Annotated in this window: 12 protein-coding genes and 1 pseudogene; 9 read left to right on the top strand and 4 right to left on the bottom strand. The window is 63.4% G+C overall.

What is annotated here, in order from left to right; translation table 11 throughout:
- A partial coding sequence (locus PFH44_RS18760) for an NAD(P)/FAD-dependent oxidoreductase (protein ID WP_283825797.1) occupies nucleotides 1–379 on the bottom strand: 379 nt, incomplete at its 3' end.
- Nucleotides 376–1,323, bottom strand: coding sequence for a 4-hydroxyproline epimerase (locus PFH44_RS18755; RefSeq protein WP_283825796.1), 948 nt, complete (start codon nucleotides 1,321–1,323; stop codon nucleotides 376–378). The genes PFH44_RS18760 and PFH44_RS18755, both read right to left, overlap by 4 nt.
- Nucleotides 1,324–1,633: 310 nt before the next feature.
- Here PFH44_RS18755 and PFH44_RS18750 point away from each other — a divergent pair, with 310 nt between their 5' ends.
- The 5 genes from PFH44_RS18750 to PFH44_RS18730 all read left to right on the top strand — a co-directional run bounded on the left by PFH44_RS18750 (nucleotide 1,634) and on the right by PFH44_RS18730 (nucleotide 7,802).
- Complete coding sequence (locus PFH44_RS18750) at nucleotides 1,634–2,461, top strand: AraC family transcriptional regulator (protein ID WP_283825795.1); 828 nt, start codon at nucleotides 1,634–1,636, stop codon at nucleotides 2,459–2,461.
- Between the two features lie 150 nt (nucleotides 2,462–2,611).
- Entirely contained in the window at nucleotides 2,612–3,532 is a 921-nt protein-coding gene (locus tag PFH44_RS18745; RefSeq protein ID WP_045860139.1) for a dihydrodipicolinate synthase family protein, read from the top strand.
- 14 nt (nucleotides 3,533–3,546) lie between these two features.
- A complete protein-coding gene (locus tag PFH44_RS18740) occupies nucleotides 3,547–5,148 on the top strand; it encodes an aldehyde dehydrogenase (NADP(+)) (RefSeq protein WP_283825794.1) in 1,602 nt (533 codons plus the stop codon).
- Between the two features lie 19 nt (nucleotides 5,149–5,167).
- The gene (locus PFH44_RS18735) at nucleotides 5,168–6,769 is read left to right on the top strand and encodes an APC family permease (RefSeq protein WP_132513430.1); all 1,602 of its coding nucleotides are present in this window, start codon (nucleotides 5,168–5,170) and stop codon (nucleotides 6,767–6,769) included.
- Nucleotides 6,770–6,791: 22 nt separating this feature from the next.
- Nucleotides 6,792–7,802, top strand: coding sequence for an Ldh family oxidoreductase (locus PFH44_RS18730; RefSeq protein ID WP_283825793.1), 1,011 nt, complete (start codon nucleotides 6,792–6,794; stop codon nucleotides 7,800–7,802).
- Between the two features lie 53 nt (nucleotides 7,803–7,855).
- Here PFH44_RS18730 and PFH44_RS18725 read toward each other — a convergent pair whose 3' ends face one another.
- Both PFH44_RS18725 and PFH44_RS18720 read right to left on the bottom strand, forming a co-directional pair.
- Nucleotides 7,856–9,076 (bottom strand): amino acid deaminase, encoded by a 1,221-nt coding sequence (locus PFH44_RS18725; RefSeq protein ID WP_283825792.1) that lies wholly within the window; start codon nucleotides 9,074–9,076, stop codon nucleotides 7,856–7,858.
- A 79-nt stretch (nucleotides 9,077–9,155) separates the two neighbouring features.
- Nucleotides 9,156–9,315, bottom strand: a pseudogene (locus tag PFH44_RS18720) (hypothetical protein).
- Here PFH44_RS18720 and PFH44_RS18715 point away from each other — a divergent pair.
- From PFH44_RS18715 to PFH44_RS18700, 4 genes are all read left to right on the top strand, one after another.
- Nucleotides 9,278–10,717 carry an N-acyl-D-amino-acid deacylase family protein gene (locus tag PFH44_RS18715; RefSeq protein ID WP_283825791.1) on the top strand — a complete coding sequence of 480 codons (1,440 nt, stop codon included), beginning with the start codon at nucleotides 9,278–9,280 and terminating at the stop codon, nucleotides 10,715–10,717. The pseudogene PFH44_RS18720 and the gene PFH44_RS18715 sit on opposite strands and share 38 nt — an antisense overlap.
- Before the next feature lie 10 nt (nucleotides 10,718–10,727).
- Nucleotides 10,728–11,120, top strand: a complete 393-nt coding sequence (locus PFH44_RS18710) for a RidA family protein (RefSeq protein WP_045860126.1) — start codon at nucleotides 10,728–10,730, stop codon at nucleotides 11,118–11,120.
- Between the two features lie 173 nt (nucleotides 11,121–11,293).
- Entirely contained in the window at nucleotides 11,294–12,781 is a 1,488-nt protein-coding gene (locus PFH44_RS18705) for a sodium:solute symporter family protein (protein WP_045860124.1), read from the top strand.
- A gap of 10 nt (nucleotides 12,782–12,791) precedes the next feature.
- Nucleotides 12,792–12,999 (top strand): 2-dehydro-3-deoxygalactonokinase (locus PFH44_RS18700; protein WP_283825790.1); only part of this gene is annotated, 208 nt, incomplete at its 3' end.

The following is a 12,999-nucleotide window of genomic DNA, read 5'->3' as shown; positions in this document are numbered from 1 at the left end:
GCAGGGGCTCGCGCTGCGCTAGCTGCTCCGCGCTCTGCATCCGCGTGGCGACCTGATACTCCGCCATCCGCCGCTGCTTTTCCCGGGCAATCTCCAGCTCCTGGGTCGTTTCCGCCAGCCACAGGGTGCCGCAGCCGCGCCAGGCGCAGCTCTCCGGCATACGCGGCGTGATTGCGCGCCAGCGTTCGAGCGACCAGGCGGAGAGGGCCAGCTCGGCGGGGTTATCGTCCATGCATACCAGATGGCCCATTCCGGCGGCGGTCGCCCCCGGCTGGCCGCTGTCGATCAGGGTGACCTTTTGCCCGCGCTTTGCCAGCTGCCAGGCGCAGGCGGCGCCGACGATCCCCGCGCCGATGACGATGACGTCTCTGCCGCTCACGGCACGATCCCCCAGCAGAAGGGATCCTCATGGTTGAGGATCAGGCGGCTATCGGCGGATACCCAGGCTTCGCCGCGAATGGTCGGGATAATGCCGGCAGCCTCGCGCGCGTAGCTGGCGGTAAAGCGGCTGCCGATGATGCTGGCTTGCTGCCAGATCTCGCCGGGCCGCAGCTTGCCGTCTTCCGCCAGGCAGGCCAGCTTGGCGCTGGTTCCGGTTCCGCACGGCGAGCGATCCCAGGCCTTGCCGGGGCACAGCACGAAGCTGCGGCTGTCGGCGGTCTCATCGTCGGCAAACAGCTCAACGTGGTCGATTTCGCCGCCGTTATCGCCGCGTATCCCGGCGGCCGCCAGCCCTTCGCGTACCGCCCAGGCGTATTCGGTGAGCTGGGGGATCTGCGCGGGCTCGATGCTGAAGGGGTGATCGTTGATGAGAAAGAACCAGTTGCCGCCCCAGGCGATGTCGCCGGTTACGGTGCCGAAGGCGGTTTCCACGCCGATCCCCTTTTTCCAGCGCCGGGCCGGGACGTTCTCCACCGACACGCTGCCGTCCTGGTGCAGCGTCGCGCTCACGTCGCCGACCGGGGTCTCAATCAGATGCCTGCCGGGCTGAATGCGGCCCAGCCACGCCAGCGAGGCGATAAGGCCGATCGTGCCGTGGCCGCACATATTGAGGAAGCCGGCGTTGTTGAAGAAGATCACCCCGGCGGTGGCGGCCGGCGAAACCGGCTCGCACAGCAGCGCGCCTACCAGCACGTCGCTGCCGCGCGGCTCGAGGATAATCGCCTGACGCCAGCGGTCGAATTCAGCGGCAAAGCGTTCGCGACGCTCCGCCATGCTGCCCCGGCCGAGATCCGGAAAACCCTCGACGATCAGGCGGGTCGGCTCGCCGCCGGTATGTGAATCAATGGCCCTCAGTTCAGCAGGTTGGCGTGGCGCGGTCATGAAACTCTCCGGAGGTTAATAAGATGTTTCACAATGCTGGCGCAAGACGCCGCCTCCGGCTTGAGCGCTTTCGCCAGGCGAAGTGACGAAATCAGCACAGTCGGCGGCGATGTTATTATTTGAAATTCATATTTATTTCTTATTAATCATTCCATTAACGATGTGGTAAACCGAAAGTCGCCATTACGCCAGCCGGCAATTGAGCGGAAAATTTAAACCGCCGCCAGGATCGCAAAACGCGGTGCTGCCGCTTGCCGTGTTAATAAAAGGTGAATAAATATCCTCCCGTCACCCGCCATGAGGAAGCGTTATGTTGTGTGTTACTGAGGCAGATCCGGCGCGCGAGCCGGTGGATGAAACGAGCCTGGCCGTGGACGAGCTGAGCCAGATTTGTGAAGGGCTGGCGCGCCAGCGTCCGGAGAATATGCCGGCGCTGCTCAACGCGCTGGCGCTGATTGCCCCCCTGCTGAACGCCATTCCCAACGTCGTCTTTTTTATTAAAGACCACCAGGCGCGCTATCTGCTGGCCAACCTGACGCTGGCCCGCCGCTGCGGGTTTAAAACCGTTTCGATGCTGCTGGGAAAAACCTCGGCCGACGTCTTTCCCTCGGCGCTCGGGCAGGGCTACACCGAGCAGGATCTGCGGGTTCTGCGCGAAGGGGTGATGCTGCGCGACCAGCTGGAGATGCACCTCTACAACGGCCGCGAACGCGGCTGGTGCCTGACGCAGAAGCTGGCGCTACGCGATATTCACGGGCAGGTGATCGGGATGGCCGGGATCTCGCACGATCTGCAGGAGGCCCACGCCCGCCACCCGGCGTGGCAGCGGCTGGCGATCGTCGACGATCATATCCGGCGCCACTATCATCGGCCGATCGCCATGGATGAGCTGACCGCGCTCAGCGGCATGTCGGTGGCGCAGATCGAACGCTACTGTAAGCGGATCTTTCACCTCACGCCGCGGCAGATGATCCATAAGGTCCGGCTCGAAAAAGCCACCGAGCTGCTGGCGGGAGATACGCCGATTACCGATATTGCGCTGCAGTGCGGCTATACCGATCACAGCGCCTTCAGCCGTCAGTTTAAGGCGATGACCGGCTCAACTCCCCGCGATTTCCGCATAACCCTGGCGGGATAACCGCCGCTTCACGCTTTTGCGACTGTGCTAATTTCGTCATCGTATTGGAGGAAAACCCACAAGCCGCCGGGACCATGACGCGTCAATCTGTCAGTGAATATTCACCAATCATTCACTTTGACTTAACAAAATGACGACAAGGAACCGAGCATGAGCAAAAAAGCGATTCACTGGAGCGGCGTATTTCCGGCAGTCAGCACGCAGTTTCGTGGTGACTATTCTCTCGATTTAGACGCCACCCACGCGGTGATGAAAAACCTGGTGAAAGATGGCGTTTCCGGGCTGGTGGTGTGCGGCAGCGTCGGGGAAAACACCTCCCTGAGCACCCAGGAAAAGCTGCAAATTATTGAAGTGGCCAAGGACGCGGCGGGGGGCAAAATCCCGGTTATCGCCGGCGTCGCTGAATTCACCACCGCTTTCGCCCAGAAGATGGCGCAAGAGGCGGAGCGCGTGGGCGTCGACGGAATTATGGTCATGCCCGCGCTGGTCTACTCGTCAAAGCCGCATGAAACCGCCGCCCATTTCCGCAGCGTCGCCACCGCCACCGACCTGCCGATAATGGTCTACAACAACCCGCCGATTTACAAAAACGACGTCACGCCGGAGATCCTCGCGACCCTAACCGACTGCGACAACATCGTCTGCTTTAAGGATTCATCGGGCGATACCCGCCGCTTCACCGACCTGCGCAATACCGTGGGCGATCGCTTCGTGCTGTTTGCCGGCCTCGATGACGTGGTGGTTGAGAGCATTGCCGTCGGCGCCGAGGGGTGGATTTCGGGGATGTCGAACGCCTTCCCGCGCGAAGGCGAGACGCTGTTCCGCCTGGCTATCCAGAAACGCTATGACGAAGCGATGGCGCTCTACCGCTGGTTTATGCCGCTGCTGCACCTCGACGCGCGTCCCGATCTGGTGCAGTGCATCAAGCTCTGCGAAGAGCTGCTGGGCCGCGGGAGCGAAGTGACCCGTCCGCCGCGCCTGGCGCTGGAAGGGGAGACCCGCCGGCAGGTGATCGCGATAGTCGAGCAGGCCATGGCGACGCGCCCGGCGCTGCCGGACGTGGGCCTGTAGGCCGGGGAGCGATGATGAGCGAAAAACAGATAATGGCGGGGCGACAGTTTATCGCCGGCCGCCGCGTAGCCAGCGGTGAAGCGACGCTGCTGAGCCTGCGGGCGGCGGATGGCGCGGCCACCGGCCACCGCTTCTACCCGGCCTCCCGCGAGGAGGCGGCCCAGGCGGCGCAGGCGGCGCAGCAGGCGTTCAGCGCCTTTTCTCAGACTTCTCCCGAGCTGCGGGCGCGTTTCCTGCGGCGTATTGCCGACGAGCTGGACGCGCTCGGGGAGGATTTTTTGGCGATTGCCCACGAGGAGACGGCGCTGCCGCCGGCGCGCCTGCAGGGCGAGCGGGCGCGCACCAGCGGCCAGCTGCGGATGTTTGCCGACCTGATGGCCCGCGGCGATCTGTTCGGGGCGCGCATCGATACCGTCCTGGCGGAGCGCAAGCCGGCAGCGCGGCCCGACCTGCGCCAGTACCAGACCGCGCTCGGCCCGGTGGCGGTCTTCGGCGCCAGCAACTTCCCGCTGGCGTTCTCCACCGCCGGCGGCGACACCGCCTCGGCGCTGGCGGCCGGCTGTCCGGTGGTGGTCAAAGCGCATCCCGGACATATGGCGACCGCCGAGCAGACGGCGCAGGCGGTGGTTCGCGCGGTGGAAGCGTGCGGCCTGCCCGGCGGCGTGTTTAACCTGATTTTTGGCACCGACATCGGCGCGGAGCTGGTGAGCCATCCGGCGATTCAGGCGGTGGGCTTTACCGGCTCGCTGGAGGGCGGACGCGCGCTCTACCAGCGGGTGCAGCAGCGCCCCCAGCCGATTCCGATGTTTGCCGAAATGTCGGCCATCAATCCGCTGATTATTCTGCCGCAGGCGCTGGCCTCCCGCGCGCCGCTGCTGGCACAGGAGCTGGTGGCGTCCTTTACCCTTGGCGGCGGCCAGTTTTGTACCCGTCCCGGTCTGATCCTCGTGCTGAAGAGTGCGGACAGCGAGCGCTTCCGGGCGGCCCTCTGCGAGCAGGTGCGCGCCGCCGCCGCGCAGGTGCTGCTGAATGCGCCGACGCGCGAGCACTATCGCGCGGGCGTCGCGGCGCTGGACGCCTGTCCCGGCGTTCGGCGTCTGGCCGCCGGCCAGGCCGCAGAGGGCGCGCAGGCGCAGGCCCTGCTGTATCAGGCGACGGCGGAGCAGGTGATGGCCGCCGACTCTCTGCTCCAGCGTGAAGTCTTTGGCCCGCTGTCGGTGCTGGTGGAAGCGGATGATGAGGCCCAGCTGCAGGCTCTGCTGCAGGGGCTGCAGGGGCAGCTCACCGCCACGCTGCACGCGGAGGCTGACGATCGTCCGCTGGCGTCGCGCCTGCTGCCGCTGCTTAGCGAAAAGGCGGGACGGGTGCTGTTCAACGGCTATCCCACCGGGGTCGAGGTGTGCGATGCGATGGTCCACGGCGGGCCCTGGCCGGCCACCACCGACGCGCGCGGTACCTCGGTCGGCACCCGGGCGATTGAGCGCTTTCTGCGCCCGGTTTGCCTGCAGAACGCGCCCGCCGCGCTGCTGCCGCCGGCCCTGCAGGATGCGAACCCTTTAAACCTGCTGCGCCTGGTGAACGGGCAGTGGACCCGGGAAGCGATTTCCCCACTCTGATTGATGAAAGGGCAACACCATGACCATTCATACTACGCATAGCAGTCAAACCCGCGTTGCTGAGTCGGGTAAGTTTAAAAAGCAGCTGACCTTAACCGATCTGACGTTTATTGGCCTGGGGGCGATTTTTGGCTCTGGCTGGCTGTTCGCCGCCAGCCACGTGGCGTCGATTGCCGGACCGGCGGGGATCGCCTCCTGGGCGATCGGCGGGTTTGCGGTGCTGCTGCTGGGGATCGTCTACTGCGAGCTGGGGGCGGCGCTGCCGCGCGCCGGCGGGATTATCCGCTATCCGGTATTTTCCCACGGCGAGCTGATGGGCTATCTGCTGGGATTTATTACCCTTATCGCCTTTTCCAGCCTGATCTCTATCGAGATTGTCGCCGCGCGCCAGTACGCCGCGGCGTGGTTCCCGATGCTGACCCAGCCGGGCTCCAGCTCGCCGACGCTGCTGGGCTGGGTCGTGCAGTTCCTGCTGCTGTGCTTTTTCTTCGGCCTCAACTACTACAGCGTCAAAACCTTCGCCCGCTCGAATAACGCCATCAGCGTGCTGAAGTTTCTGGTGCCGCTGCTGGTGGTCATCACCCTGTTCGCCTTCTTCAAGCCGGAAAACCTGCATACCCAGGGATTCGCGCCGTTCGGCATGTCGGGGGTGGAGGCGGCCATCAGCGCCGGCGGCATTATTTTTGCCTATCTCGGGCTGACGCCGATTATCTCGGTGGCCAGCGAGGTGCAAAACCCCCAGCGCACGATCCCGGTGGCGCTGATCCTCTCGGTGGTGCTGTCGACGATTATCTACGTGCTGCTGCAGGTGGCGTTTCTCGGCAGCATCCCGACCGATATGCTGAGCGGCGGCTGGGCCGAGGTCAGCAAGCAGTTCTCGCTGCCGTATCGCGATATCGCCATCACCCTCGGCATGGGCTGGCTGGCGTTTATGGTGATTAGCGATGCGATCGTTTCCCCGAGCGGAACCGGCAATATCTATATGAACGCCACGCCGCGGGTGATTTACGGCTGGGCGAAAAGCGGGACCTTTTTTAAGGCCTTTACCCATATCGATAAAGAGTCCGGTATCCCGCGTCCGGCGCTGTGGCTGACCTTCGGCCTCTCTATTTTCTGGACCCTGCCGTTCCCGTCATGGGAGCAGTTAATTAGCGTGGTGTCGGCGGCGCTGGTGCTGAGCTACGCTATCGCCCCGGTGACCGCCGCCGGCCTGCGCCGCAACGCCCCGGATATGCCGCGTCCGTTCCGCGTGCGCGCGTTCTCTGTTATTGGCCCGGTGTCGTTTATGGTTTCGGCGCTGATCGTCTACTGGTCCGGCTGGACGACCCTCTCCTGGCTGCTGGGGCTGCAAATCGTGATGTTTGCGGTGTACGTGCTGTGCAAAAGCAAGGTGCCGGTTCATGCGGTGAGCTTCGCGCAGCAGGTGAAATCCTCGCTGTGGCTGATTGTCTTCTACGCCCTGATTATGCTCTGCTCGTGGCTGGGGAGTTTTGGCGGCACTAACGCCTTACCTCATCCCTGGGATACGATAATAGTGGCGGCGATGTCGCTCGGTATTTATTACTGGGGCGCGCGCAGCTGCCTTCCTCAGGCTAACTTTAATGGCGATGAAGAAGAGTAGAACAACGGCAAAGGAGAAGAGTATGGAGACGGTAACGCTGACGTTGCCAGAGGCTGAGGCGCTTTCCCGCGAGGTGCTCAGCGATAATGGTTTCAGCGAGAGCCACGCGGCGGCCGTGGCGCGTAACGTGACCGCCGGGGAGCGCGACGGCTGCGCTTCCCACGGCCTGTGGCGCCTGCTGGGGATCGTCGACACCCTGCGCAAAGGGAAGGTTTCGCCCGACGCCGAGCCGCAGATTGACGACCGCGCGCCGGCGGTGGTGCGGGTGGACGCCAGGGGCGCCTTTTCGCTGCTGGCCTTTGAGCGCGCGCTGCCGCTCTTGTGCGCTAAGGCGCGCCACGGCGGTATTGCCGCGCTGGCGATTAACCGCTGCGTGCACTTCTCGGCCCTGTTTGCCGACGTTGAGCCGCTCACCGAGGCGGGGCTGGTGGGGCTGGCCTGCACGCCGGGCCACGCGTGGGTTGCGCCGGCGGGCGGCAGCCGGCCGCTTTTCGGCACCAACCCTATCGCCTTTGGCTGGCCGCGCGGCGACAGGCCGCCGTTTATTTTTGATATGGCAACCAGCGTGGCGGCGCGCGGTGAGATCCAGCTGCATCAGCGCGCCGGGAAACCTTTACCGGAAGGCTGGGGAATCGACGCCGAAGGAGAGCCCACCACCGACGCCGCCGCCGTTCTCGACGGGGCGATGCTGACCTTTGGCGGCCATAAGGGCTCGGCGCTGGCGGCGATGGTGGAGCTGATCGCCGGGCCGCTGATCGGCGATATGACCAGCGCGGAGTCGCTGGCGTGGGACAACGGCGCCGGCGGGCTGCCGTACGGCGGCGAGCTGATCCTGGCGCTCGATCCGCAGCGCTTTCTCGGGCCGCAGGCGGACGAGCACCTGGCGCGGGCGGAGACGCTGTTTGACGCCATGCGCTCGCAGGGCGCGCGGCTTCCCGGCGAGCGCCGCTTCGACCGTCGTCAGGTCAGCGAACGCCAGGGGGTGACGATCGGGCGTTCGCTGTACGAGGAGATTGTCGCCCTGCGGCGTTAGGCGATTTATCCGGCGCTTAGCTGCGCCGGGCGCGGGCCGTCATCCGGGCTGAATCAGAACAGGGTATCCAGCTCTTCCAGCAGGTTGTAGTCGTCGTCGACCAGCAGCAGCGCCTTCCATTTGTCGAAGGTCAGGCACGGATGCGAGGTGCCGAAGACCAGGATATCGCCAACCTGCACGTCGCTGCCCGGCGCCAGGCGCAGCATGCAGTGCTGATCCATGATCCCGACGCTGACGATCTCCTCCGCGCGCAGCGCCAGCGGCTCGCCGTCGCGATAGTGGGCGATGGGCTGCGGCAGTCCGGCATCGAAAGCGCAGTCGCGCTTGCCGAAGTTAACCACCGCGCGATCCGCTTCCGGAACCGACTGCACCATCGCCATCAGCTCGAGGGCTGAGGTCAGATCGCCGGCCAGATCGCAGGCGATCGGATCCCGGGCGATCAGCGCCTGCTGAGCGTCATCGTAGATCCCCCTGTCGTGCGTGATGTAGCAGCCGGGGCGGATCGCTATCCGGCAGCGCGCCGGCTTTTTGGCCGCCAGCCAGATGTTGCACACCACGTCATACCACACGGTGCCCGCGCCGGTGAGGATAAACTCGCCGTTAACCAGCGGCTCCATCCGGCAGGCGAGGTCGGCGGCCTGGCGCAGCAGCGTTTCAACCTGCGGCTGCGGATCGTCCCCGTGCAGCACCCCTTCATACAGCTCCAGCCCGCGCAGCGTCAGGCCCGGCAGCTCCGCCGCGGCCTGCGCCAGCGCCAGCGCATCCTCGACGCTGCGGCAGCCGCAGCGCCCGCCGGGCACCCCAAGCTCAATCAGCACGTCCAGGGTTTGCCGGCGTTCGGCAAAAAAGGCCGACAGCGCGCGGGCGTTAGCGAGGCTATCGATGCAGCAGATGAAATCGACGCTGCGATAGTGGGCTTTCAGCTGCGAAACGGCCTGCATGTTGGCCTTGCCGACCAGCTGATTAACCATCAACACGCGCTGAACGCCGCTGGCCATCGCCGCGGCGGCCTGCCAGGCGCTGCCGACCCCGATGCCCCAAGCGCCGGCCCGCTGCTGGGCCTGAAAAATCCACGGCGTCATCGTCGTTTTGCCGTGCGGCGCCAGCGAGACGCCGCGGGCGTCGGCGTAGCGCTGCATCCAGGCAATATTGTTTTCCAGCGCGCTTTTTTTCAGCAGCGCGGCGGGCAGGCAGACCTCTTCCGCCAGCAGGTTTGCCGGCGATGTCATCGGCGCTGATTTATGCGGGACAAGCGTTGTGTTGTGGTATTTCATAACACTATCCTTTCGGGTTTTACGTTCGAATTTGTAATGGGTATCAGTTGTAAATGTTTGATAAATATTGTTTTAATACTTAATAATTATTTTTTGTGAATAAAAGTATCACAAAACGATCTGGGTTTTGCGTAGTTTTCCACTGTTTTTACGCCGTGTAAATGGTTAACTTGTCGGCATAGTCGAAAGGGAGTAATTGCTATGAAGGTTGACTGGCTTTTTAAGAACGTCACGGTCATTGACGGCAGCGGCGGGCCGCAGTATCGCGGCGACGTGGCGGTGAAGGGCGATCGTATTGTGGCTATCGCTCCGGCGCTGCAGGTGGCGGCAGAGCGCGAAATCGAAGGCCAGGGGCGCGTGCTGGCGCCCGGCTTTATCGATGTGCATACTCATGACGATATCAACGTCATCCGGATGCCGGAATATCTGCCCAAGCTCAGCCAGGGCGTGACGACGGTGATCGTCGGCAACTGCGGGATCAGCGCGGCAATGGCAACCATGCGCGGCGCGGTGCCTGACCCGATGAACCTGCTGGGCGAGCAGGAGCACTTTATCTATCCCACCGTGCAGGCCTATGCCCACGCGGTGGAAGTGGCCAGGCCTTCCCTCAACGTCGGCACGCTGATTGGTCATACCGCGCTGCGTAATAACCATATGGACGATCTGTTCCGCCCGGCGACGGAGACGGAGATTGCCGGCATGCGCGTCCAGCTGCGCGACGCGCTACGCGAAGGGGCGCTGGGCCTGAGTACCGGCCTGGCCTACGCCAGCGCGTTCCACTCCACCACCGAAGAGGTGATGGCGCTGGCGGAAGAGCTGGCGGCGGAGAAGGGGATCTACACCACCCATCTGCGGTCGGAGTTTGAGCCTATCCTCGAGGCTCTCGACGAAGCGTTTCGCATCGGCCGTCACGGCAACGTTCCGGTGGTGGTGTCCCATCACAAGTGCGCCGGGGCGAAGAACTGGGGGCGCACGCGCGAGACGCTGGCCTTCTTCGACGAGATGCGCCAGCGCCAGGAGATCGCCTGCGACTGCTATCCCTATTCCGCCAGCTCCTCGACGCTGGATATGAAGCAGGTGACCGATGAATTCGACATCGTGATCACCTGGTCCGAGTCCCGGCCGGAGCAGGCGGGAAAAACCCTCCGGCAGATCGCCGACGAGTGGCAGGTCAGCCTGCACGACGCCGCGGCGCGGCTGATGCCGGCGGGCGCGATCTACTACAACATGGACGAGCAGGACGTGCGGCGGGTGATGCGCTATCCGGTCACCATGATCGGCTCCGACGGCCTGCCGAACGATCCGATGCCGCATCCGCGGCTGTGGGGCGCTTTCCCGCGGGTGCTGGGGCACTACAGCCGCGACGAGCAGCTTTTCCCGCTGACCACCGCCATTCACAAAATGACCGGGCTGTCGGCGGCGCGCTTCCAGCTGCCGGAACGTGGGCTGGTTAAAATCGGCTACTTTGCCGATCTGGTACTGTTTGACCCACAGACGGTGCGCGACGTGGCCAGCTTTGCCGACCCCAAACAGCCGGCGGAGGGCATTGAGGCGGTGATGGTCAACGGCGTTATGAGCTACGGCAGCGATAAGAAAATTACCGGGCGAGCGGGGCGTTTCCTGCGTCGCCGGATGGACTAAGGAGTTGAATATGAGCATTAAACGTTACGGCGTGGAAGGTGGAACCGGCACCGGCGGGCAGCATCTGCCGTTTGCCCGCGCGGTGGAAGCGGGCGGCTGGCTGTATGTCTCCGGCCAGACGCCGATGAAAAACGGCGAAGTGGTGGAGGGCGGCATTGTCGATCAGTCCCGGCTGGCGATTCAGAACTGCGTCGATATCATGAATGAAGCGGACTATACCCTTGCCGACGTGGTGCATGTGAAGGTGATCCTCACCGACTCGCGCTATTTCCAGTCTTTCAACAAAGTGTTCCGCGAGTTCTTTGGCGATAATCCGCCGGCGCGGATCTGCTGCGTGGCCGATCTGGTGGTGGACTGCAAAGTTGAAGTGGATGTGACCTGCTATAACGCTGCCCGCGTGTAAATAATAGCTCTCCGCCGCTGGCCGGGGAGCAGCCCATAACAATGTGAGAGTAGCGCCAGGCCGAATACATCGGCCGGCGCGACCAGGATTGCTGTGCCTTTTTTCGGCATCGTTACTATTAACTCATAATATTCAGCGGTACGAATATTATTTATTACGCCTGGATGTGAGCAATGAATAATATGTCATTCCTGATTTGGTTTTCCGTTTATGCCTGCGCGATGATCGCCTTAGGCTGGTACGTTTCGCGCAAGCAAAAGAACGGCGACGACTTTCTGCTGGGCGGTCGCTCCCTGCCGATGTTCCTGACGCTGGGGTCGACGGTCGGCACCATGGTCGGCACCGGCTCCAGCGTCGGCGCTGTGGGCTTTGGCTACAGCAACGGCTGGGCGGGGATGCTGTACGGCCTCGGCGGCGCGGTCGGCATTTTGCTGGTGGCGTGGCTCTTTGCCCCGGTGCGTAAATTTCGCTTTATGACCATGAGCGAAGAGATGTCGTATTACACCGGCGGCAGCAAAATTATTAAAAACCTGGTGGCGATTCTTATTTTTATTGCCTCGATCGGCTGGCTCGGCGCCCATATATTGGGCGGCGGTCTGTACCTCGCGTGGGCCAGCGGAATTGATATCAACGTCGCCAAAATTATTATTGCGCTGGCCTTTGTGGTTTACGTCGGCATCGGCGGCTACTCGGCGGTGGTGTGGATCGACACCATTCAATCGATCGTCCTGTTCGTCGGCTTTATTTTAATGGCGATCCTCGCGGTCCATCACGTCGGCGGCTGGAGCCATATTCAGCAGGCGGTTGATCCGGCGGCCCAGAGCCTGTTTGCCGTCGATAAGCTCGGCGTGCTCCCCGCGCTCTCTCTGGCGGTGGTGATTGGCGTGGGGGTTCTGGCAACGCCGTCCTACCGCCAGCGTATCTACTCGGCAAAAACCGTCTCCTCCGTGCGCCAGTCGTTCACCATCACCGGCCTGCTCTATCTCGGCTTTTCGTTCCTGCCGGCGATTATCGGCATGGCGGTATGGACGATGAACGCCAATCTCGAAAACAGCGGCTTTGCCTTCCTGTTTGCCACCCAGGTCCTGCCGCCGGTGCTGGCGATGGCGATTCTGATCGCCGGGATGTCGGCCAACATGTCCTCCGGCAGCTCTGACGCCATCGCCGCCGTCTCGATTATGCTGCGCGACCTTTACACCCTGGTGACCGGCCATATGCCCGCGCCGGAGAGGGCGATTCGCCTGTCGCGCATGTTCCTCGTGCTGGTTATCGCCCTGGCGCTGGTGTTCGCCCTGACCTCCAACGACATCATTAGCTACATCACCAAAATGATCTCGATGATTATGTCCGGGATGTTTATCTGCACCATGCTCGGCCGCTTCTGGACGCGCTTTAACTGGCAGGGAGCGGTTGCCGCGCTGGCCGGCGGCGCCGGCGCATCGGTCGCCGTGCTGATGGACAGCGACTGGCTGGCGTTCTGGGGCAACCCGTGTATTCCGTCGGTGCTCACCAGCCTGGTGGCTTCGGTGGTCGTTACGCTGCTGACGCCGGCGAGCAGCATGAGCCGCGAAGAGGCGCTGGAGATGATTACCCGCGAGCGGGAAAGCACCCCGGCGGCACCGCCGCTGGCTATCGGCAAACGCAATACGTCGCAGGGCTAAGGAGGCGCAGATGCAGGACTATATTGCCGTCGACTGGGGCTCCACCCAGCTGCGCGGCTGGCTGATACGCGACGGGAAATGCGTGGCAACGAAACAGCTGCCGTTGGGGATCTCCCGACTTAACGGCGAGGCGCCGGCGGAGATATTCCGCCAGCACCTGGCGCCCTGGCGCGGCGAACGGGCGCTCCCGGTGGCGATGGCCGGGATGGGCGGCAGCG

The organism is Klebsiella sp. Ech2A (assembly GCF_030078455.1).
Classification (GTDB): domain Bacteria; phylum Pseudomonadota; class Gammaproteobacteria; order Enterobacterales; family Enterobacteriaceae; genus Klebsiella; species Klebsiella terrigena.
The sequence above is the reverse complement of the archived record's forward strand: the minus strand, read 5'-3'. Positions and strand labels throughout refer to the sequence as shown.